General features: G+C 38.4%; 16 protein-coding genes and 2 pseudogenes. 2 read left to right on the forward strand and 16 right to left on the reverse strand.

All coding sequences use genetic code 11. The features are described from left to right. Positions 1-2 precede the first annotated feature (2 nt). Positions 3-1337, forward strand: a complete 1335-nt coding sequence (locus AC58P7_RS14190; RefSeq protein ID WP_497343802.1) for a hypothetical protein — start codon at positions 3-5, stop codon at positions 1335-1337. Positions 1338-2122: 785 nt separating this feature from the next. On the opposite strand, the gene AC58P7_RS14195 is transcribed toward AC58P7_RS14190, so the two are convergent. The 4 genes and pseudogenes from AC58P7_RS14195 to AC58P7_RS14210 form a co-directional block, all read right to left on the reverse strand. After that, positions 2123-2419 carry a helix-turn-helix domain-containing protein gene (locus AC58P7_RS14195; protein WP_497343804.1) on the reverse strand — a complete coding sequence of 99 codons (297 nt, stop codon included), beginning with the start codon at positions 2417-2419 and terminating at the stop codon, positions 2123-2125. A gap of 383 nt (positions 2420-2802) precedes the next feature. Continuing rightward, positions 2803-3805: pseudogene (gene tnpC, locus AC58P7_RS14200) on the reverse strand (IS66 family transposase); the annotation flags it as partial. 132 nt (positions 3806-3937) lie between these two features. Then, positions 3938-6142 (reverse strand): GmrSD restriction endonuclease domain-containing protein, encoded by a 2205-nt coding sequence (locus tag AC58P7_RS14205; RefSeq protein WP_497343806.1) that lies wholly within the window; start codon positions 6140-6142, stop codon positions 3938-3940. 13 nt (positions 6143-6155) lie between these two features. Beyond that, entirely contained in the window at positions 6156-7796 is a 1641-nt protein-coding gene (locus AC58P7_RS14210; RefSeq protein ID WP_497343808.1) for a DUF262 domain-containing protein, read from the reverse strand. A gap of 257 nt (positions 7797-8053) precedes the next feature. Here AC58P7_RS14210 and AC58P7_RS14215 point away from each other — a divergent pair. After that, positions 8054-8359 (forward strand): annotated as a pseudogene (locus tag AC58P7_RS14215) (transposase family protein); the annotation flags it as partial. A 139-nt stretch (positions 8360-8498) separates the two neighbouring features. On the opposite strand, the gene AC58P7_RS14220 reads toward AC58P7_RS14215, so the two are convergent. From AC58P7_RS14220 to AC58P7_RS14275, 12 genes are all read right to left on the reverse strand, one after another. Continuing rightward, positions 8499-9530 carry a hypothetical protein gene (locus tag AC58P7_RS14220; RefSeq protein WP_497343810.1) on the reverse strand — a complete coding sequence of 344 codons (1032 nt, stop codon included), beginning with the start codon at positions 9528-9530 and terminating at the stop codon, positions 8499-8501. Positions 9531-10093: 563 nt separating this feature from the next. Further along, a complete protein-coding gene (locus AC58P7_RS14225) occupies positions 10094-11872 on the reverse strand; it encodes a competence protein CoiA (protein ID WP_497343811.1) in 1779 nt (592 codons plus the stop codon). A 543-nt stretch (positions 11873-12415) separates the two neighbouring features. Next, a complete protein-coding gene (locus tag AC58P7_RS14230; RefSeq protein ID WP_497343813.1) occupies positions 12416-12622 on the reverse strand; it encodes a hypothetical protein in 207 nt (68 codons plus the stop codon). Between the two features lie 622 nt (positions 12623-13244). Then, positions 13245-14330, reverse strand: a complete 1086-nt coding sequence (locus AC58P7_RS14235) for a hypothetical protein (protein ID WP_497343815.1) — start codon at positions 14328-14330, stop codon at positions 13245-13247. Positions 14331-14414: 84 nt separating this feature from the next. Beyond that, positions 14415-15038, reverse strand: coding sequence for a hypothetical protein (locus tag AC58P7_RS14240; protein WP_497343817.1), 624 nt, complete (start codon positions 15036-15038; stop codon positions 14415-14417). Positions 15039-15366: 328 nt separating this feature from the next. Further along, entirely contained in the window at positions 15367-16164 is a 798-nt protein-coding gene (locus tag AC58P7_RS14245) for a hypothetical protein (RefSeq protein WP_497343819.1), read from the reverse strand. 52 nt (positions 16165-16216) lie between these two features. Next, positions 16217-16882 (reverse strand): hypothetical protein, encoded by a 666-nt coding sequence (locus AC58P7_RS14250; RefSeq protein ID WP_497343821.1) that lies wholly within the window; start codon positions 16880-16882, stop codon positions 16217-16219. Positions 16883-16898: 16 nt separating this feature from the next. Further along, a complete protein-coding gene (locus tag AC58P7_RS14255) occupies positions 16899-17204 on the reverse strand; it encodes a MarR family transcriptional regulator (RefSeq protein WP_497343823.1) in 306 nt (101 codons plus the stop codon). 177 nt (positions 17205-17381) lie between these two features. Next, the gene (locus tag AC58P7_RS14260; protein ID WP_497343825.1) at positions 17382-18722 is read right to left on the reverse strand and encodes a hypothetical protein; all 1341 of its coding nucleotides are present in this window, start codon (positions 18720-18722) and stop codon (positions 17382-17384) included. A 1097-nt stretch (positions 18723-19819) separates the two neighbouring features. Further along, positions 19820-19966, reverse strand: a complete 147-nt coding sequence (locus AC58P7_RS14265; protein ID WP_497343827.1) for a helix-turn-helix domain-containing protein — start codon at positions 19964-19966, stop codon at positions 19820-19822. Positions 19967-20041: 75 nt separating this feature from the next. Beyond that, complete coding sequence (locus AC58P7_RS14270) at positions 20042-21775, reverse strand: TniQ family protein (protein ID WP_497343829.1); 1734 nt, start codon at positions 21773-21775, stop codon at positions 20042-20044. Beyond that, positions 21765-22904, reverse strand: a complete 1140-nt coding sequence (locus AC58P7_RS14275; RefSeq protein ID WP_497343831.1) for an AAA family ATPase — start codon at positions 22902-22904, stop codon at positions 21765-21767. Before AC58P7_RS14275 ends, AC58P7_RS14270 begins: the two co-directional genes overlap by 11 nt. Between the last annotated feature and the right edge of the window lie 2 nt (positions 22905-22906).

Raw genomic sequence — 22906 nt, forward strand, 5'->3', positions numbered from 1 at the left:
TTATGCCATATAGCCAGGGAACAAGACTGCCAGGTGAGACAGCTTCAAAGCTAGGACATTTAAACGTTGTTCATAGCGAATGGGTTAACTCATTAATACAGGATTTTGAACATAGCAAGGATTCAACTACTGATCCAAGTAACACTTTTTGGGCAGCGTTTAGTCCAAGCGATGTAGAGCCACTTCGTAATGTCTGGGCTGTAGACGGTTCATTCGTAACGGTAGCTTCCGACGATTTTCCTAGGAGAGAAATCTCATTTGTAAAAACTGCGTTATTGACAATGGATCGAACCAAAATCGATGCGATCGATAAAGAACATCCTCACCCTCTTCATCTTCAGGATGTAATGACTGGAAGTGCAATATTCCATGCAACCGTATTTCCGCTAAGAAATATTAGAACAAGTATTGGAAATAATTACGACACAGTCAGACACATAATTAGGGATTCTATGAAAATTGATGAAGAGGGAATATTTTTCGAAACCTTGAAATGGATTGTGTATCAAAAGTGGAGCCAAACACCAACGTCATCACCTTCATTTGGTTGTCCGCATTGCGGAAAGGATGTTCACGGGTTACCTTATGATGCTGATGAAGGAAAGTGTTTGGAATGTAATAAAGTCGTGTTTTTAACCGACATGATAGGTTTCCATTTAGATATGGATGAAGAAAGTGCTCCTGAAGGCGTCTCCTCCGCTTATATGCTAATAATGGAGCTCATAATGTTATTTACTGTAATCAGACTCTTATGGGGTCATACTGATAAGCATTTGTTGAGTGATACGTTATTTATTAAAGATGGCCCACTCACACTCAGAAGTCAGTATTCAAAACTTGTACCTCCGATTCGTACATTTCTGGAACATGCGAAGCAATTAGGACGGCCAATTCATATAGTCGGTCAAGAGAAAAGTGGAACTTTTTTTGATCATCTTTCCTCAATAGCAAGATTCGCTCCACCAACTGAACGTGGTGAAAATCTACATTATGCTGTTTTAACACATGATTATGTAAGAAAAGAGGTATATCGAACTCCCGATATGAGTAATCCGTATGGAAAGAGAACAAATTGGGGTGAAAAGCTTTATGTTAAATTTGATCCTAACACCTACATGGTTCTTAATGCACCTACGGGAGATTATAATGAGGATGTTAATTTTCCTAAGGAATCCAATATTATTGGACTTGACAGAATTCTAGCCACCTTACCGAGTCTAGTTAGCCATAAATACGAGGGCGCATTATTTCCGGTTGAACTTGCGAACGGTATTGCGTCTATGTCTAGTTATCCCTCAGCAAAAATCCTACAAAGGTTTGCAATGGATCCAAGATAAAGTAGCTCCACTTTTTGGATCTACAAAAAGGATTAAAATCTGTTGTACTATCGCAGATTTTAATCCTTTTTCATTGCTGTAGTTGTAATAATAATTCGTCATCGTCAAAATACTATTGAAGTTCCACACTAGCTGAATAATTATTTATCTTTGGAAGAGATTTTGATTTCCCAAAACAACCTTGATTTCGTAGGAGGGGTATATGAGAAATTAACTTGATAGCCGATCACCAAATTACTCCCACCCCCTCGGGGAATGAATTGGTTGGCTGTACTCCAACATGACTGCACGCTCTAGACTTCAACAAGGAACCCCGGACTGCTCCGAGCTCGCATAATTGTACTATTGTATGATTGCTTATGGTAAAGGTAAGTTCGTATACACCGTCACCGTACAATTGTTTCGGACTAGTCTGGCTCTACCGAGTGCTTGGATTAGTGGTTCTTCCAGATGGTAAAACTGGATTTCTCGCAGCAAAGGCTCATCAGATATCGTGTTATATTTTAAATAAACATTTCGGCACTCACTGGGCCTACTACTCTTGCTCTCGACCAATTCTTGTTCCCCATCAATTTAAATGTCGTCATCAACATCTTTATGGATCGACTGATCTAACTCATCCATTATGCCTTCGTTCACTATACCAATTACTTTGCTAGTAAAAAGACTAATTATCAATATAGATAAGAGTATTTCAGTTATTTAAGAAATTACAAAAATGGCATTTATTTTTTTGACGACAACCATTTTCTTTTCAGTAAAAAATGGTAGATATTGATGTCTGATTACTCAAAAATAATATCTATCATTTCGTGTAAAAGTTTTTTTATCTTTTTCCTTTTCTCAGCAGATAAAATACTTATTATATCTTTGTCTGATTTGAACTCATGATCAGTTTGTATATTTGTTCCAAGCCATTCTAACAACGAATCTTTAGGGATAAGGATTCTATTACGTACTCGAACAAAAGGAAAACCTTCTTGTCCTATTCGAACCATACTATAAACAGTATCGCGACTAACACCAATTAATTTGGCTGCTTCGGTTACATCCAACATTCTTTTGGGTGTATTGGCTTCCATTTAAATCCTCCAATAATGTATTAAGTACTACTTTTTTAAAATTTCTAAATATCACCACTTTATTTATTTACATTTTTATACCTCACTAGACAATATTTAATAATTAATTTTCTCTTCTTTTAGAAGCTGAATAGTTTGTATATAGATAGGTCAGAAAGTGATACCCTTACATTCAGTCCTTTGGGAATGGTAGATATCACATTATAAAGACAGACCTTTTTACTTTAAGACTTTATTTGTTACATCAATTTAATGTCCTTAACTAATTTCCAACTCTTTAAATTAAATGCTCAACTTTCGCACCTTAAATCACCAAACGTAAGCGTCAAATAACCAAGTGTATTTAAACAGAAAAGCCCATGGTTCAATCCACAGGCTTTTCATTATGTACAATGTTGTTGAACTGCCGGACTCCATGGAATATACGCATCAAGTAGCTCCGGCTGCTGACGAAATGCAACCGCTGGTAACTGTTGCAACAGTTAGACTAGATATTTGTACGGGCTCAATCCATTTGCATTTGCTGTCTCTACGATGCTGTAGATCATTGCACTTGCGGTTGCACCCCGTGGGCTGCCGCTGAATAACAAGTTTTTACATCCTACTGTATGTAAAGGGACGAATGCTGTTATCAGCTAGATTGTTCGAGACCACACAGTTCCCATCTTGTAAGTAATTCAGAACTCTTGCTTATGGTTACGTGCATACTTCAGCGCTTCACCCAGCTTGGATTTGGGAAGTACCTTGCCTTTGGCCGTTTCTACCCATAACCAAAAAGCATCGAGTACAGGCTTTTCCTGCACCAGACGTTGCTCCTGCTCCTTTCGTTCTTCTTCAGCGGAATGTGACGTAAGTTGTGTTTCAAGCTCAAAAAGTTTGTTGCAATAGGCTACCCCTTCACTGGCAAGGGCCCCTTCCGGCTATTTCGCCTCCGGTGGTAACGCCTCAACAAACTTACGTCGAAGATGTGCCCAACATAGGCAGGATGTCGTCCCTGCTAGATTCGCATAGCCCGAGTAGGCATCGCTATATAAGTATCCCTTGAACCCTTTTAGGAACGCTTGCGGGTACTGCTCCCCTCGTCCTGGTTGGTACTCAAAGATTCGTATGGGATGCGCACTATGATGCCCACTGCTGTAGATCCACATGTAGGAGGCGGTCGTGTTCTTCCGTCCCTTTTCATTCATGACCTGCAAGGGCGTCTTCTCGGCATGCAGATATCGCTCTCGTACAAGGAGCTTATTTAGTCGATTCACCAGTGGCTTCAGCCAGTCTCTCGTAGCCGCGATTATCTAGTTCATCTACCATCGTTGCCCGACTCAGATCAAGGCCGATGCTCTTCCACTCCTTCTCCTGACGGTACAGCGGCACGCTGTTCACAAACCGAAACTCCTGTGGAGTGATCGAGCATACGGCCTCCGCATCCATGGGCCACTGGTATTGGCTTGACAGCGGCAGTTTTGAACAAACGTTTTAGAGACCAAATACCGTTGCTGTCGCTGACTAATTACTATTATGCTATGCAGTGTTTGCCGAGGTACCAGATCCCGCCAATTCATGTGCCTTAATAATGAGGGAGTAGCCTCGTTGTACGACGTCGTTACTTGTTAATGTCTCCGCGTACAGGTCAAGTTCCTCTTTTATTCCCGCATCGACAGAGTAGAGCCAATTGGCACCGTCCAACATAAAGACCGCATTGTTTACGGTACGGATTTCACTTTTCTCCGATAGACGCTTCTGACAGTCCTCAATTCTACAAATAGAACGGTCGCTTATCAACTCTACCACGGCTTCATAGAAAGGATTGATATGTACCGCCTGCAGGTTTACCCCAGACAATCGTTCAATGTCAAAGTTATGACCGCTCGGGAACGGATAGTTTTGTCCGTAAGTGTTCGTAAATACCTGATGATCGTTTTTTAGCATAGTATCGTATTTGATAAAATAATATTGCCAGTCTTTGGTCTTCCATCCGTTAGCTGACTCAATCAAAGATACCACTTTTTCCTCTATCGATTTCCCATTTGCTTGCATTAATAACTCAATAAATTTTGTGAATACTTGTTTCAGTGAGTTGCCGTAATAAGTCCAAAGATATTCTCGGTTATTCCGATTTCCACCGAATAGATAGCGCGGCCCTAAATTACTATTGCCGAGTTGGACTTGATAGGATCCCACCGATAACATCGCTCGGGAAACAAGGGAAGAACTCATTTTATCCAGTTCTAATAATGTTTTTTTAAGCTGATCTGGGTAAGCAATATATGCACCTAGCCATAGGTGGACGGCACCTTTTAAGATTGTTATATCTTCTAATTCGTGAAGCCCCTGTTTCCACTGAGGGTGCTCGGATATTAGAACGGCCTTCTCTTTCTCATGCAAAAAGCTCCAATTAGCAAATCCGAGGATACCCTGCTCTTCAAGCAAAACCACGTAAATCGGTTTGTTTTTTTCAACAAGGTTATCAATAGAATTAAAGATGTGACCCAGATTATCTACACGAAGATTGCTGTTATAAAAGCCTCCATTGTCTTGCCGAATTCGAATGAGTAAGTTTCGAATAACGCGCAAGGTATCGGATAGGTCCTCCTCCTGCTTGGCTATTTTCTTAACCAATAGTGCATAAAGCAGAACCCGCTCATCCAACTGTATTGTGTTCTTAATACATTTATCCATCAGCTGGATGTCATTGTTAAAAAGTCGTAGTTTCTTATTAAAGATTTCCTTGAATTGACTATGAATGTTATTTCGGTTCTCCCATAAAGACAAGACATCGAATAAAAAAGAGACATTTTCCTTTTTAGCATAAATTTGCGTCAAGTCATGGAGCCTAGTGAAGTGTTGGGAAAAAAGATTTGCATTTTTCGAATTAGGATTTGCCTTTAAATACAATGTGCTGCTGATAAATGAAAAGAGATTCATAAACGCTTTATCAAGTGTTTTATCGTCATCATCGCGGTAGTCCCAGAGCAAGTCCTTCCAATTCGTCTCTACAAGCAAAGAAAATTGCTTACTTTCTTCTTCGAATCCGTTCTTTTCAAGCACTTGCTCGAACTGTGCCTTGAAGTTTTCGTAGGTAGTGAGAGGCTTTCCTCGAGAATTCATCTTAATATAGAGTTCATCGCCTAATCCGTAATCTTCTAACTTTAAGAAGCTAAATGTGATTGGACACTGGCCGGACTCGCTCATCAATGCTTCCATGACGGGTTGATTCAATCCCTGGAAGGATTTATGCATCGAATCTATCATAACGAGCATTGCCTCTACCGTCGGATCTGCTTGCCAGTGATAATGAAACCATTTCTTATTCCTGATTACATATGATGGAGTATTTGTATCAAACTCATGATAATTGATAGTCTGCTTAGTTAGTTGCTTACAAAATTCACGAGCACTTATTCTCGTTGCATAGGAGAATTTTATTAGGGTATCCGAGACGTCTACGTCCTCTTTAATCGCGAAATACCAGTGAAGTAAGAATAACGTTGTCACGCGTTGCTGGCCGTCCAGAAGAGAAAGCACATCGTCTTCTACAGAACCATAAATAAAATCAAAATCCAGCCTCTTCTTTAAGGTAAGAGCATCATTTATATTCTCAAGCAATAATTCGCGAATTTCTTTAGTTTGATGATCGTTGCGGCCTTGAGCGTAGTCGCGTTGTATCATGGGTACGGTAACATGATACTTATTAAGAAGTGACCAGAACGTATTCATTGAACTCATCTCATGTTCCCTCCTATTCAAAAATCTGGAAAGACTTTTCTATGGCTGCCAGGTAGCCGTTACGGTCTGACTCACTCCACAATTGGAAATGATCGACCTGCTCACTGTAATATTTCATGAATGCATTTCGAGTGCAGATTGGGATAAAGTGCCCCTTTTTGTCATACGAAAGAAGCTTATGATACTTCACTGGGTAAAAATGATTGCCAAGCGCGCTATTGGTTCCTTGATCGAGTAAGGCCAAGTTTTCAATCGAATTTAAATCGGTGATACCAAACCGATTTTCAGTTATCAAGATTACATCATTAGATAGATCTTCAAATTCAGTCTGGGTCAGACTGTTATCTCTGTGACGTTGTTTCAACTTTTCAATGATAACTTTGTACGATGGATCCTCCAACTGTTCGAGAAACGTTATAGCATCACCGATCCAGGCCTGCCACAGTTCTTTCGTCCTGAGACCTTCCGTATTTTGAGCATGAAGATGTTCTATGGTCCACTTATCCTGTCCGTATGCATCGAAAGGAAAGCGTGCCTCATGATTTTTCTGTGTTAAGGTAGTAGCAATATTAAACAAGAGCAACACCTTCTTAATTACTGCAGTATCTACTCCGTATTGCAACTGGCTGAAATCAATTCCTGCGACCTGATCGTAGATACGTTTCTTTAAGTTGTCGCGGAAAGCCGGCTTATCTGCAATGTTCGCATCTTCATATAGATTGATAATATCGACAATGTGCATATACTGTGTGAGGTATCCAATATAATGATACAGCTCTCGATCCTCAAACCATTCCTCAAATAGCGCCAGGTAACCCTTTATGGTTTGCCAAACCTCATCTAGATCAGGCTGCTTTTGTATTTCATAGAAGGTAAAAAACATATCTTGGTTTTTTGATTTCGCATTCTTAGTATAGAGGTCAAATAATAATTCGATGCGGCTTGTGTAGTCCGTTTTTGGGTTAATAAAGTACCATAACCGATTGTTTCTAAGCTTTCGTTCGATCGCGTCCCACTCATTTGCTCTTTCATCTTTTTTTTCAGTGGACATTAAGATTAGCGCTTTTATCAGCTCCGCGTTTGTTAGCGGAATTTTACCGATATTCAGTCGGCTAAAAACCTCTCTAACCTCGATTGTCCGATCAACCTCATACCAGATGACCTTTACGTTTTTACCCAATTCAATATGAAATTCATCTTCCAAAGTTTCCGCATCTTTGCGCGGTCTCTTAAACCACTCTTTCACCGTATCGTAAGCTTCCTTGAAGAAATAGTAATCAATATTTTTGGCATCTTTCACGTTGGCCAAGTTGTTCAGAATTTCCTCACTGTCAAGGCGTGTTTCGTACGAGATCGCATAATTTGTCTTCCCCAGATAGGATAAAATGATTTTGATGGTAGTCAGTCTTTGTTGTCCATCAATAACCTCATAAATTTTATGACCCGAAGCATTTCGCTCCTTGCATTCCCTAACTACAACCGGCTGCAAGCAATAGAAATCCGACGTTTTTTCTTTAATCCAGGTGTAAATATCATCGAGCAGATTAACTACCTGTTGCTGATCCCAACGATAGCCACGCTGATATGACGGAATAAAATATGCCGAGTCTTTTCGTACATCATTAACATTTTTCAGTTGAATAGCGTTATTCATACCGGACCCCTTCCATTGAATAAAGCATTAGTAAATCGCAAAAATTGGGTAATCTTACCTATACTATTTTCTGTATGCCTTTGTATTTATCCTTCTGTATGTGATCAGATATGACAAGTTTAAAAATAGGTTAGGCTGGTGGGCCTGATATAACGCGATTTAATATTTAATGAATATAAAGTTGTCTCAGCAAAGCCCCACACACGAACATTTGTTTGGCATTACAAAGACTAACGAATGTTCCGGAGTGGTCTGAGATAGGAAAACAAGAAATAATGACTCTGAAGAGATTTCAAAGAGTGTTACATTCCGAAGATACGTGCCGTGAGTACCTATTCCAGCTTCGCTGGCCTAACGGTTTCTGTTGTCCGAAATGCGAGCACAATGTCTTTTATTTTCTTGAAGCCCACAAGCTTTATCAATGCACACGGTGCAAGCATCAAACGTCGGTTACTGCGGGCACCATTATGCATAAATCCCATTCACCTCTTCTGACCTGGTTCTGGGCGATTTTCCTTGTCGCTCATGACAAACGCGGCGTTTCCGGAGTGTATTTATTACGATAATTGAAAATATATGTAAAGTTTATACCTACTATCCAACGTCTTCGTTTTTTAAACGTGAGTTGAATTTTATATAACTTAAAAGAAGCCATCTCTCTGAAAATCATTAGAAAGCTGGCTTCTAATCAAGCTATATGTACTAAGTTTTAGATTTTACTTTCTTCTTATTACGACTACGTTTTTCTCTCTCAAATTGTCTTCGCTTTTCACGATTCATCCGAACTTCAGAAACATGGCTGTCCCAGCTAACACTTTCGCTTTTTCTGTGTTCAATTGGATTTATCGATGAAGGCATAAAGCTATTTGTTCTATCGGCAATACTCATGCCTAGATTAGAATCTACAATATGAAACTGATTATAATTAAATGCGTGCGTTACACGTTTAAGGATTATTGGCTGATCATCCGCAAAGTAAGTATATGGATAAATAAGGCCTCCAATGATTCTTTCAATTGAATTCTTATATTTCTGTTCTACGTTTTTATCCCACAAAAATACTAAAAACAAAGCGGATCCAAACCGCATTACAGCAGAAAGCAATAATCCTTCAATGTTCTCATTTAATTTATTCGCATTTTCCCTCACACGAATTTTCGGCCTAAAAATATCCGTAGTAGGTATCATCTCAAGAAATGATTCTCCAATTATTGGTGGATTGAAATAAACAGCTAATTTAATGTTATCTAAATAGAACTCTGGGACTGGTGACATGTTTACAGAGAGCCCACCAAAAATAGAATATGGAAGAATGGAGTCCGTAGAGTGATCAATTAGATAATTTATATTAGTTTCAAACCATTCTGTTTCTAACTTATATTTACGCGCGTTATTATACATAATTTTTAATAACCAGCGTGAGAACAAGGACATATTCAAATTGAGTGTTACCTCATCGTCTTTTCCATACTCTTGAACGAAATAATTTTTGATAACTTGTGATCCGTAAGTGTCCAATGCAGAAAGAGGACCACTATTGCATTTTTCACAAACGTCTTTTATTACTACCCACTCTGTTTTATAGTATTTTGTCGAAGACTCAGGGATTCCGTTACTGTTTTTAATATTCCTGTCGATATTGAACTCACATTCAGGAAACAAGTCTATAAGAGCCATTGGAATAAGATGTTCGCCGGTTATTTTGCCACCTAGCTGGCAGTATTTACAAGTCATAAAATGGATCCTCCTTATTTCTATGATACTGCTGCATTTTAAAAGAAGATTATTTGTATATGATAAATGCCTAATAAGATATCTATCAGGACTTATCGTGTCTTGTTCGGTATTGGTAGAATGCTCCTATGGATTTAGCCTTGCTGGGTTGCATTTAATATTAAGAAAGAGTAAGTCGGCTGGATTAATCGAAGCAGCATGTACCTTAATCAATACTTCATTACTCCCTATTCCAGGTATAGATATTTTAGATAGTCCCAGACCCTCAATCCCTGTATATCTATTCAGTATAACTGCTTTGTTGCTGGTCAAATGAATTCCTCCTTGTTATATGTCTAAACTGGTGAATGTCTTTTTCATAGCAAATGCCCCCTATAGTTGTGATGCGTAGTTAGCTACCGGCGGTACGGTCTACTTTTTTTGTTTGAAAAATGGTCATAATGCCATGTGAAGTATTCTTTTGTTTGATCATTCCAGGCTTCGCATAGTTCCCTCTTGACTCTGAAGTCTCGAATGATTCGTGACATACTTTTTTCTATATGAGTTTTCAAATACAATCTTTACTACCATTTTCCACGAAAATCGTAGTGTCTATAGATGTATCTATTGCTATTTGGCACCTTGACCTTCGCAGTTCGAATGTTAATCGGTTCTTCCATTTGCTTTTGTGCATCGGCTTTTATTCGATTAATAAATATGATCTGGTTTTCTGAGAAGGTCTTGATTTTGTTGAAATTCTTGTAGGTTGTTATGAGAAAATCCGTACATTTTTTATTTAACTCGATGTCGCCTTGTGCAAGATGGATATTAAGGGTGTATACTAGATTTTTCAAATGGTCAGCTTGGTGAATCTGCATTCTTTGCTCTTGCAATCTCTTCTTTATCTCCGGTTGCATCCTCTTTTTGTATTCATCACATAGCTGAAAGAAAACCTGACGTTCTTGCTTCACTATTTCTCTTGAGAAGAGGTCATCCCCGTTATAGATGTCCTTTTGAGCCATGTACGATAACGAGATTGCAACCCGTCTATTCAAAATTCTGTCTTCAATATCCGGTATTTTATCATATAAGATTTCTTGGTAGTTTCCATTTTGAGCCCCAAGTTGAATGGTAAAACCGATACATCCGAGAGCTTTAAAGAAATTCCAAATAGCAAAGGAAAAGTGAATGGTATCCCCTTTGGGTACATAGGTAACTTTAAACACCTTCGCTAATTCTTCTTTTATCGTAGGAATCCACGCTTTATTTTCAATTCGGTTAAAAATGAATTTATCATATAACCAAAGCTGCCAAACCGCAGCGGGGACTTGGATAAGGTGCCCGGAGTACGTCCATACCTTAAGGAAACCTGGGAAATTATCGTCACAAAGTTGGTGTTTTTGAAGAAGGTTGAGAAAGAGCTTTTTATCTTGTTCTCGTTTAATCATTGCTGTGATGTCTGTTAAAGATATTTTTTCATGAAGAATTGTTTTCGCATCGATGACGGCTATTTTGTTTCGATTCCCTACGGACTCTCGCATCTTCGCACGATCTCGCTCTTCTCTTTCCTCTTTTTTTAAATTTTTTAGCCGCGCTTTTTCTTCTTCTTCTTTGCGTTTGAGTTCAGCTTCTTCAAATGAAACCATTTTCTTATACAAAGCTTCGTTTACCAAGTAATGTTTATACGAAAACAACTGTTGAAGGTCATCTGTTACACTTTCAATGATGAATGTCGTATCCCAATGGTAGTGATATGCTGCATTCATTTTAAAGAGCAAGCGAACTTCCCTTGTTTCAACATTCAGGAAATAAACGGCACCATGCTTTAAAAAGATTTCTTTTGGGAGCGAAACAAATTTATGTTTTAAAGGGTCAATTTCATGTTGTGATCGACCTACTCGATGCACGGACTCCCCTAACAACCAGAAGTCTCTAATACCTGCTGATTTGTAGAGTTGATGCCTGTTCCACCAATCTTCACCTGGTATTTCGGAACACTGTATTTCAAACGCCCAGCGCTCTCCATTTGGATGAATACATATAACGTCAGCTCGTTGATTAGTTTCGATAATTTTATATTCAAATTGCACCTGTGCTTGCGGATACTTTTCTTTTAAGTAAGAATATAGCAAGAGCTTTCCTTTGATGTGTTCTTCGGTTTCAGGCTCCCAATCATTTTCGCATTCTCGAATTCTCCAGTGTTTGAAGTGCCCCATTCGTCTTGGACCCGAATGAAAGATAACTCTATCCCCGCATTCCGGACACTGTAAATGTTTACCCTCAGACAGCAACCGAATGTCATTCTCATTTATAAATTCGAATGGTATAATTTTTTCACCGGTATTGGTGACAGCTACATACATGTTGTTATCCTCCCTTCCATCTGGGTTTGCAATAAATTCATCTGCCAAGCACCATGACGTAGTGACTGATAAAACTGGCGGTCACCATTTAATGTGTATGAAAAAGGCGACACGTACCTTTATGGTAGACATCCTCGTGTTTCTTTTCTCCTCGTTTTTCGTCAGGTGGCGATTTCTGGCTTGAGTAGACTCTCAGGCAACAATACAGCTATTAAGATGTGGATCTGGTTCATATTCCCACGGACGCACGAGAATTATCTTTGAGAGTTTCTGATCGATGCGCTTGGAAATGAACCACTGGTATCAATTAGTCAGATCAAAAACAAATCCTCTCCATCGCAGGTATATACGGCTTTTCCGTCGGGTAGGAAACGCAATTCGTAATATCCGAAAGGATAGCAGCCGGCGAAAACTCCAGTTGGATCCAATCGACTTTGGCCAATGTACATCTACTCCCTTCTCGCATTTATAGAATCAAGATTTTATTACTGGTTAGAAACCATCTTGATCCAAAATCATTCCGGTCCCGTTGTATTACATCTGTTAAGCATCCTCCAATGCAGTGAAGTGCTCTCGTTTTACCCAATCGATAAGTATTCCGTTTTTACCGCGTTGGAGCAGATATTCCATTTCTACTTTACTGCCCAAGCGAATGTCACGGACTCGGTAGATGGCACCGTCACTATGGAGGCGAACCATATGTCTGATTTCTATATCTGGTTCACCATCAAACGTTTTATATTTGTCCATTGAGCTGACTCACCCTTTAATGTCTATATTGCATTCGTATAATATATATACTACATTGCAATGTATATCCCTTCCAATATTCGACAATATATTGATTCAATATTCTTTGGCAGCCTAGTGCTAAATTAAACTTTAAAAAGTGTCAGATATACATGTTCCTCGTACCAGAATACATTTATGAAAAAATAAGAACCCGCTCCTTATTTAGTGGAAGGCCACGTTGCCCGGCTAACCAGTCAACTTTCTGGAAAGAAAAAAAAGCAAAAAGGTTATGGACCCTTCGCTTTACTCAATACTATATATAATATCATTCTAAACTTTCTTCTTCGTGACTACTCATTATTTGTACACTATTGGTACACGATAGTATGTAGCAAATCACCATTATATAGAACAGTTGAAATTGAAACAAACTGCGATGCAGTAAGAGTAGCTAAAAAACTATCAATCTCTTGGCTATTCACTACCTTCACTTTTAAACCCATAGTGTATACACTCCTTATCTTTAGTTATATAGTTATATACTTGATGCAATTTGATCATTATTTTCATAGTATGCCACCTGACATTTCGCACAATGGTGTATCACATTTTCTTTCAGAATAGGAATTTTTTTATAAACTTAGTATTCACCAGAGTTCCAAAGTTTGGAGTGAGAGGCTCTATATTTTCTCGGTTCACCAACGTCAGGATAAACAGATAACCGACAGTTTAAGCATTCGGCAGCTGTGGTATTCCACCAAGATCCTAAATAAGCCCCTTCGTTGTCGATTTCGTGGTCACTGATAGTGCTTACAATTAACGTATGTTCTTTGCAAACATAACAAGTATCCAAGTTTAAATCATGAACAGCTTCTACAATTGCCTTCGCTTTATCGAGAATATCAGATAGGTCCAAATTCCAATCGCGTAAGTTGTAGCATGCACTTCCATATGTTTTAAAGAATGCAATACGTTTGTAATTTATAGGTCTGGATTGACCTGATTTAATAATTTCATTAATTGGATCGAGATCTGCTGATTCATTATACTTCCAGAACCGTTGTAGTTTATTATATTCAGTTTGTTGGGTCACCCGAATGACAAGCGGCAAAATATTCTGTGAAACAAATTGGTCAAGCTCGGTAATACGTAGGACAAAAATACCTTTGTGCCAACCACGGTTACGCAAAACATTAAGATCGTTTAATGTAACCTTATTGTCTCGAATGGTCTTAACGACAATAGGGACCCCATCAACATGGTTAATAAGATTGCATACACGATCTAAGGCGTTGCCGAATTCTACTGTATTGTCATGTAAAATATCAGCGCTGCCTATATTCTGAAGAATGTCTAGTATTTTAATTGAATCGCCGCCGTCTAGAGAAATCTTAAGGTCCAAATTTGGATGAACCGACTTTAGGACGTCTTTAAGTAAAAGTTCAAAGAAATGATGAAAGTGAAAGATAGTTTGCATGTACAATTCTTGATAATCTATGTCTTCACACAAGCTATCGATTTTATCCTGACTAATTTCATATAAAGTATGGTCGGGTAAGATGCTCATGTCATCAATAATCCGCTTTTTATGTGCTGCATAGTAGGTATTAAAATATGCTTTGAGAGCAAGGCGTAATGATGCTAATGCTGATTTGGTAACATGAGAGCGGTTTTTTACAGCACCTATTTTAACGCCATGTATAGTTTGATCCAGTTTAAATTGCATTCTAATTCCTTCCTTCACTAACATCAATTTAATAATGACGACGAGTTATAATTCCATTCCAGAAAGAGTGACACGGAATATAGTTTATTCAGCTTTGATAAATTCTTTTTCAAATTTATCTCTGTTCTCTTTCGTAAACTGTGTAACCACTTTTTCTTTCCACAATTTTAATTCTTTATCATCGGACAGATCCTTCAAGTTAATTTTATAAAAAGTCTCTGCTTTTTTCCTATCCAAAGTAACTGACTGTTTTTTTCCACTAAACTGAGCTGTGACTATTTTAACTTCACCTAAATTTGGAATCTCTCTCAGTATTCGTACACTTTCCTCCATTAGTACTTTCCTAATTGCATCTCCAGTTAACCAATAATCGTTAAATGTCTTCTCGTCAACTGGAGGCTTATCGCTTTTGGTTGCAGCATAATCTTTATACGATGCATATACAACAAGTGCTCTATTGCCGTCGATACTAGCACTTTTCAAGAAATTTGCTCCTTTGATATTCCTCACATACTCGTTGAAGTGTTTGATTTCCTCATCTGATACTTTTGTAGCTGCTGCTACAGACGAAGTTGGTGTAGCTGCTTGAGAAGCTGTTATTGCTGGTGACGGAACCGTAGCAGTCTGAGTTTTTTCATTCGTACATCCCGAAAGCAAAATCCCAGATAAAACTGACAAAGTACCAACGATCAATAACTTTCTTTTCATTTCTTCTATTTCCCCCTATGTATGTATTTAATATCTTACAGCACTTGTTTTATACGCACTATGTTGGAAAATGTTTCATATTAAACAATGATCAGCTTCTCAAGACACCTTCTTTACATTTAGGTTCAAGCCAAACTCTTTTCTTCCATCCTTTAAATTCATATAGAAATACTCAGTTAGAAGCTACCTGTCCATGCCAATTCGAATCAAAGATTGCTACGTTGAATGTCTTTATTGAAATCAAAAGCAAATCATCATTTCCACCGTTCTGAATGAAAAAACACCTTGCCTTCCAGTCGAGGAGGCAGGTGTTTCTAACGTTTTTGATCTAAATTTCTCGTATGCTCAAAATACGGTCAGCCCCTATACTGACTTCTTCTTTTAAGTAGATCATAGGGTTGTTATTGTCACACCCACACGAGTGAAACAGAAGTTTCTCGAATGCCGTGGTAATCAACTGTCTTTTCACATCATCCGAATCGTCGGTGTCAAACGTGCTCGAATCGAGTTCAGAAAATAATGCCTTGAATGTTATCACGGACGGGGTTGCCCGAGACTTCCAAGCTTCCTCCAAGTCCCGCGAAAAAAAAATGTGCTGCCCAATGTCCAAAACAAACTCGGGACATTTGAGCATTTCTTCAACATCCTCTATTTTTTCGGGATTGTCACCAAACAAGAACCCATTGATGCACCGATCACTCGTCATGCGAAGATTCAAATGGCCAGAGGAAACCTTGTGGTCTCCTCTACGAATGGAAAGGAGATTGTCTTCCTCAATTAAAAGATCAATTCCGAACTCCCGCAAAAAAGTTTTAAAAGGTGTTTCAATAACGAAAAGATCTTTTAGACTCAGCATGCCGTGGTCGTAAAAGGATTGTGGATCCAAGATTGCCGACACATGGCTGACGGTAATCCCATCAATCAAAATGTTGTCGATCTCCAGGTGGAAATGGTCTTTAATAACTTCGAATGACAAATTATCATAATAAATGCCGCCATTTTTTTCTGCGATTCGATACTGCTGACTCTGTACAAAATCATGAATATCTGTCATGGATACATGTAAAATGTCAATGAGTGACTCTGTTAACTGTTCAATAGAACTTCCATTTAAAAGCTTTTCCATTCCGCACTCCTTCCTCTTAATTGCTAACCACATGCCGAACGTTGGCAAGTCATTATCCGCGCCAAAATGGCCCGTTCACTTTGGGTACAATCCGTGTGTAATTCGATTGCCATTTGCGTTGGCTTTGTTTTAAGCTGTTTTCAAGCATGCGGGCTTGTACACGCCGCGTCGCGTCGAGATCATTGTCTAGCTCTCGTTGACGCTTGAGCCGAACCAAATCATCGATGGTAATATCCGATAAACCATATCCCTCTTCTAGCGTTTTTGTCAACTGGTCAACGAGCCTATCGATATACAAAGCGATTCTCTTTCGCTTTTCGAGAATTTCCCAGCCCGAGTAGGTATACGATGGGTGTGCGGATTTGCCCCTAATTTTCTCTAACTCAACGAGGCTATTTTTTAACACATCTAACTCATCAAGGAAGAGGGTCATCTTGTCTTTGTATGCATCCTTCTCGAGCTCGAGGCGGTCAGGGTAATGTTTCAGTGCCATCTTTGCAGTATGGACCACATCTACCTGGAATCCGAATAAGGCGTATCTTACGCGCGCTATGTGTTGCCTTCTTCGGACGGGATCGGAAATCAATAGTGCCGCATCGATTTTCTTTCTAAAGGTATCATGATGCGCCTCAAAGTCTTCCTTCAGGTCAATTAAATGTGCTAGTGTTTCGGTAAAGCCTTTGACGCGATTGCCAATCTTTCGTTTTTTCTTGCTCATGCGTTGCCTCCTTATGTTACTCCCATTCTTCTTCATCGACCGGGTCTGTGAATTGGCAAAGATGAAAAGCAGGTAAATATGTCAAATACCCTGCCTCCACCAAGCTTTTGATAGCGAGGGATACGGAAGATTTGTCCATCTTCAACACTTCACCGATCTCTTTTTGACTTATCGGCTGCAGGCGTTTGGACGAGATACGCGTTAACATAAAGAAAAGAACTTTATAGCTTTTCTTAGTGAGTTCAGTGTTCTTTGCGCAGCTTAACAGGAAATCATGGGACACCTTGACGGCGTCTCCGCCTTTGGCTTGTTTGACACCCATAGGTTGCCTCACTTTCGAGAATCCATTTAAAATATTTAAATTAGTTTGCTATAGTAAGAATAATACGCGCATTAAGATACGTCAATGAGAAATACCGGCCTGTGTGCTGAAAGCAGACAAATAACTAAAAAAACCGCTTCTACTAGATAGCGGGTTGGTTTCTTATATTGAAGCGCCCTATGAAAGAACAATATAACGATTCACATCAACTCCATAATTCTTCTCTGAAATAATTCTTCTAAGTTGCTGCTTAAATGAAATATTTGTATTTGCATCCTTATAGTTACTTCTATGACCTGTTAATTCTAATAACCTTAACAACTCAGATTCGCTATAATCGTTTAATACATGTTGTAGTAGCCCATTATAAATATTATTAATGTAATCATAGTCATAAATGTAGGTATTAGAATTTGTATTATTCTCATAGTACTTGCTAATGTATTCCCTCATAAGTGAACCAATACTATGTTTGTATAGCTCATATTTTTGCAGGAATGCTTTGTCTTTCAAGATAGGTGTTCGTATTTTTAATTCTTCTATGCACTGAAAAACTCCATGAATAAGAGCTTCCTCATCTTTATAAATAAAAATTGCATGTAAGCATAAGTTGGGATCCTTTTTACACAAATTCTCAATTTGGACTCTAACGTACTCCGGAAAATGCGAATAGAACTCTGGATTAACTGATAGAAACTTTACTAGTGCAAGTGATTGACTTACCCAAAAATTTTCACCATCAAATTTTACCTCTTCAGAAATACTTATCCTGTTAGTCAATCTTTCATTCTGATCTTTAAATGTCTTCAGAAACAACTCTTTATCCCACATGCAAAAAAGTATTAACGTTTCTAAAATAACCTGTCTATTTTGTTTGCATTTTTCATCTTCTAGATAAAATGCAGATTTCCAAATTAACTTAAATAATTCTATTTTTGCTTTAATATTAAATCTCTTGTAGTACTTGTTATGTAAAAATGTTTCATAACTTCGTAAATCAGGTTGCCGTTCATAGTAATCACAAATGTCTAACCTAAAATCGTCTAGTATACTTTCAGATAATACGATATCTCGAGTAAAAACACTATCAAACATATTCCTTATATGTGCTAATGCCTGTTCTTTTGTTGGATCAATTATTTCGTATTCGTCATTAAGAACTGGATGAGCCGCAGCATTTCGAGCATACCTTAGTTCTTCATATTGGCGCTTTTCAATTTTATTTATAAGGCCAACTGTTTCAATGCACAGAACTATTCTCTTCTCAATATCAGAATAGCGTGCATTATCTTTTCTTATTTCTCCAATATCCCCCAGACATTTCATAGCTCGCTCCTCTGAATACAGATCACTGAGCTTAACTATCTTATCAAGAAAATCAATGATTACTACTGTGTGTAGAGAGACAACGCAAGCTCTGTAATTCCCGTTATAATAACTTGATACCACCTCTCTAAGATAATCTTTTGTCTTAGGACTCACAACGTGACTTAACGCATCATCAATATTAAAATTCATATAACCCTCCACATTTCAAAGATACATAAGAATGAATTGGAATAATTTTCTTAATCTCCTTTTCGACAACTTTCGCAAAATTCCTCTAAGGCAACCTACGCCGGGGCTACCTTGCCTTCATAACTTATTACTCACTTTATTTCTTGTCGCCAGCACTTTTGTAGTGATATTCTTGACTCAATAAACAATGATCCCGTTTTACCATCTTTAACACATCCTTACCGGGTTCTATCTATCATTTTTAAGCTGGTATTTCATGATCTGCTTCAAATAACTCAATGAATTCATCTGCGTTTGTTCATCTTGCTGAAGACGTAAACACGCTTTTTCCCGAATATCTTCCACGCATACGAAGATGTGAAAAAGCGACTCATGGTATACTGAGCAAGCTTCCAAGGTTTAACATGAGTTTCAATAATGAGTCTGTTTGAGCCAAACCTGCCATCCTGACAATAGAAGAGCAATTTGAAATGAGCCCAACGACGCTATACCTTTTATGCCAATATGGACATTTCGATCATCTTGGAGAATAGCTAACTTTTTTCTGCATCAAGAATATTTTATGCATTAAAAATGCCCCCCCCCCCATGGGTCCAATTCACGTTATGGTTCCTTCTGCTGGTTACTATTGTCGGGTACTTCACCCAACGGGCATTCGATAAGAAGCATGCAATTAATGAATAAGGTACCCTCTACTCATAACTACACCAATCCCTCTCAGTGGTGTCGGATCATTTGCACTTATAGTTATCTTGATTGAAATGAAATACTAAATGCTAACGTTAGCTGGACGAAAAGGTACCCTACCATGTTGCATCAGTGATCATTACTAATTCTGGCGAGTAGCCGCGGCACCCTAACAAGAATATTAATTAATCCTGATATCTGTGTAATTCGTGAGCACGACTTTTAACGACGCATCCTTTTCTTGTCAGAAAAAAGCGGCTTATACTGGAGTCTGATTACATCTATCATTTCGTGTAAAAGTTTTTTTCTTTTTCTTTTTTTCAACAGATATAATACCCAGTAAATCTTTATCTGACTTGTACTCTCTATCAATTTGTTTATTTGTTCCAAGCCATTCTAACAAGGAATCTTTAGGGATAAGAATTATTACGTACTCGAACAAACGGAAAACCCTCTTGTCTTATTCGAACTAAACTATAAACAGTATCGCGACTAACACCAATCAATTTTGCTGCTTCAGCTACATCCAACATTTTTTTATATGTATTAGATTCCATTTTATTCCTCCATAAATGTATCAAGTACTACAATTGAACTTTAAAATATAACACTGTTCTGGGAATCCCATTTGTTTAATAACCAAGTTCCTCGAGCATCCTACTCCAAATTCTTTGATATTCCTTCGTAGTAAATAGATTTTTACCGATCCTAGAAATTACCCTTGTGGTTGAGGGGTACACATCCATTTGATGAAGTTCTAGAATAGTCTCTTTGAGTTGCTGTTCCTCTTCCAACCGTTTTCTCTCTAATGCATCCTTATGTTGATCTTGGTAACGGCTTGTTGTAGTGCTATATAAGTCTGGGAACAAATTAAGAAGCAACCTTTGTTTTACTCCCAGCTCAATAGCGATCTGATTAGTTGACTTAACTTCATTTTGAGCAAGGTTATTATTGAGCACTTCCTCGATCTCTGCTTTTGTATATCCACGATACTTGCCCTTATATTGTTTATTTATTTGTGTGTACTCCAAATACTTGTTATTAATTGCTTCGCACAATTCTGGGAAATCTCTTATTAATATGGGCCTATGCTTACCAAGTCTCTTCGCAATGGTTTCCAGTCTCTCTGGCGGATTCAAAGTCTTATATAAATCAGTTAATTCTTGCTCTAGTTGTTCCATCTCCAATTTAGACTTTGTTTTATTTAAGTGATCTCCTGGATAGTAGCCTCTTTGCTCTATACAATACGCCTTGTACCTCTCCGTAATTTTATTGGAAATATCCGGGAAATTAAGTGATATCCTTTTATGATTTGTATGTAATTTTGCAGCCGCTTTACAAAGAGGGATAGGAGGTTCAGTATGCAGGATTAGTTGCAACTCATCTCTTACCTCTTCCTTATTCCATTTCTCCTCCTTATTAAGATGTTGTTCTGTTCTATTAATCCTTTTTAATACTTCTGGAAGATTCATTTCATCAAGGAGTTTATACGCTTGCACGCCAAAGAAATCAGCTAATTGAATACATAGTGTCAACGACATTTGATGTTCACTCAAATAGTTTTCCAATAATAAGAATTGCTCAATACCGCTCATCTTTGAGAGTTTTGAAATTTTCCCATTACAATGAACTCTTCTATAGGTGTCCACCGCTTCAGGAATACAAGTTTTTGACGGCGCTGCATTCATTGCATAGGTAGCTTCAATGAGCATATGTATATGCCTTTTCACTTCATCTAACTCATTCATGTTTTGCTCATACACACCTCCTGTCTCATCCGTCAGGCTATGATAACATCTTGGGCAATACCCTAACACCATACCTTGATCAAAATACTTCGGAGAGTGCCCACAATTGATGCATTTGTCAGATAAAGCAATTAGATGCCTTGAACAATGACTAACTAATTTAAATGTCCATTCTAGTGGTTCGTATACTACTTGTTCATGCTGAAGCCATTCACTAATACACATCGGACACCATGCCAAGGTCGGACGGTGAAGATGATTTAGACTTAAGACTTCTGTCCAATTTGTCAAACTTAAAGCATTGATATCTTGCCTTTGAGTAGCGATCTCAATGGTCCGATTGATTAACGGTAACATCATAAATCGACTGTCATCAAGATAGGTGCTTTGACTATAAAAGCTAGTACCATTTTTGTACTTCTTCATGCCTGAGGCGTTTAGAATATAACGAATTAATTCTATTGCTTCAACAGAGTGGGCAGCTGCCAAACGATGGAGGTAACTTCCCAAGCTTTCAACTTGGGAAGTTCCTAAGCCGATTGGAACGATGCTTCTAAATAATGTCCCCCTAATTGTTTCATCGATCCATAGATCTAACTTGTTCATGTTATTGTTCATCTTGCGTATCCCCCAGATGGATACCTGTCTTATCACGTTTAGGCTTTCTTACACCAGGTTGTTTTGATCGTTTACTAGGATTGACCTCGTCATCCTCGGGAGACATTCCAAGCATAGAACGTATTTCCTTGCTCATTGCTCCCTTTTTAACTTCTATCAGTCTAGCCTCCCCTTTGTTCGCAAATTCAAGCAGCTTTTTGATTTTCACTAATGGAACAGCCGATTTCTCTAGATGCTTTTTTGTGATCTTCTCGTCCTTTGACGGTTCGAGAAGTGCAAACCCCAGCGCTCGATATAACAACTTGTGAAGAGCTCCTCCACAGCCAATGGTACGTTCAAAACAGAAGTCGAAAAACTGTTCTAGATTAGAATCGCCTCTCAAAGGCAGATGCTGCTCATATGTGAGGAGAAGTTTTTTGAATGCCCCCCTCTCAATTTCATCTTCGTAATGGTATCTTGGAAAATGAACATCTACACTTCGGTTTATCAATTGATCACTTAAATCAGCCATGTCCAATAGCTCATATGTCCCAATCAAAACAATTGGAACTGTTGTGGTGTTAACAAGGGACTTCAGATTATCTGTTTGATCCAGAACATCCTTACTTGCAGGAATTTTCGTAAAATGCTGTGCTTCATCGAGAATTAAGGCTCTAGGGTGCCTATGTTTCATTACCGCTTCTGCTGCCCTCCTCAACTGAGGAGCATCCGAAGTCCGCCCAAAACCACTTGCGATTATTCGGTCTTTTTCGTACACGACCTTTTTATCGATTAATGGTTCTTTTGCTTCGAGTAATAAACGAATGTAGAAATCTTTCCATAAACTACTGTTCGTTTGCGGAGGCACAATTTCGACACTGAATGGCCCTTCATATTTTGAATCGCTTTTTACTTCTTCCGCTAATCGCTCCTTCAGTATTTCTGAAAGTTTAGATTTACCCACATGTGAAGGTCCAAAGACATAAATAATTGTCTCAGGTGTAGCATTCTTAATTGCTTTTAAGGTTTCATCAAGTTTCTCAGCTAGCTTAGGATGATTAATCCGTTTCTCTTTAAAGTACAGTTGGCGCTCTTCCATCGGCTTATCTAATAGATCTTGCGGAAAGAGCTTAAGCAATCTTTCGTTCATTG

The sequence above is a fragment of the Paenibacillus sp. J22FR5 genome, assembly GCF_059691975.1.

Bases quoted from the DNA above. Each gene is read 5' to 3' on its own strand.
- AC58P7_RS14275 (WP_497343831.1), bottom strand. From the start codon at position 22,904: ATGAACGAAAGATTGCTTAAGCTCTTTCCGCAAGATCTATTAGATAAG.
- AC58P7_RS14190 (WP_497343802.1), top strand. From the start codon at position 3: ATGCCATATAGCCAGGGAACAAGACTGCCAGGTGAGACAGCTTCAAAG.
- AC58P7_RS14265 (WP_497343827.1), bottom strand. From the start codon at position 19,966: ATGGAATCTAATACATATAAAAAAATGTTGGATGTAGCTGAAGCAGCA.
- AC58P7_RS14255 (WP_497343823.1), bottom strand. From the start codon at position 17,204: ATGGGTGTCAAACAAGCCAAAGGCGGAGACGCCGTCAAGGTGTCCCAT.
- AC58P7_RS14235 (WP_497343815.1), bottom strand. From the start codon at position 14,330: ATGCAATTTAAACTGGATCAAACTATACATGGCGTTAAAATAGGTGCT.
- AC58P7_RS14240 (WP_497343817.1), bottom strand. From the start codon at position 15,038: ATGAAAAGAAAGTTATTGATCGTTGGTACTTTGTCAGTTTTATCTGGG.
- AC58P7_RS14260 (WP_497343825.1), bottom strand. From the start codon at position 18,722: ATGAATTTTAATATTGATGATGCGTTAAGTCACGTTGTGAGTCCTAAG.
- AC58P7_RS14205 (WP_497343806.1), bottom strand. From the start codon at position 6,142: ATGAGTTCAATGAATACGTTCTGGTCACTTCTTAATAAGTATCATGTT.
- AC58P7_RS14245 (WP_497343819.1), bottom strand. From the start codon at position 16,164: ATGGAAAAGCTTTTAAATGGAAGTTCTATTGAACAGTTAACAGAGTCA.
- AC58P7_RS14270 (WP_497343829.1), bottom strand. From the start codon at position 21,775: ATGAACAATAACATGAACAAGTTAGATCTATGGATCGATGAAACAATT.
- AC58P7_RS14250 (WP_497343821.1), bottom strand. From the start codon at position 16,882: ATGAGCAAGAAAAAACGAAAGATTGGCAATCGCGTCAAAGGCTTTACC.
- AC58P7_RS14225 (WP_497343811.1), bottom strand. From the start codon at position 11,872: ATGTATGTAGCTGTCACCAATACCGGTGAAAAAATTATACCATTCGAA.
- AC58P7_RS14230 (WP_497343813.1), bottom strand. From the start codon at position 12,622: ATGGACAAATATAAAACGTTTGATGGTGAACCAGATATAGAAATCAGA.
- AC58P7_RS14195 (WP_497343804.1), bottom strand. From the start codon at position 2,419: ATGGAAGCCAATACACCCAAAAGAATGTTGGATGTAACCGAAGCAGCC.
- AC58P7_RS14210 (WP_497343808.1), bottom strand. From the start codon at position 7,796: ATGAATAACGCTATTCAACTGAAAAATGTTAATGATGTACGAAAAGAC.
- AC58P7_RS14220 (WP_497343810.1), bottom strand. From the start codon at position 9,530: ATGACTTGTAAATACTGCCAGCTAGGTGGCAAAATAACCGGCGAACAT.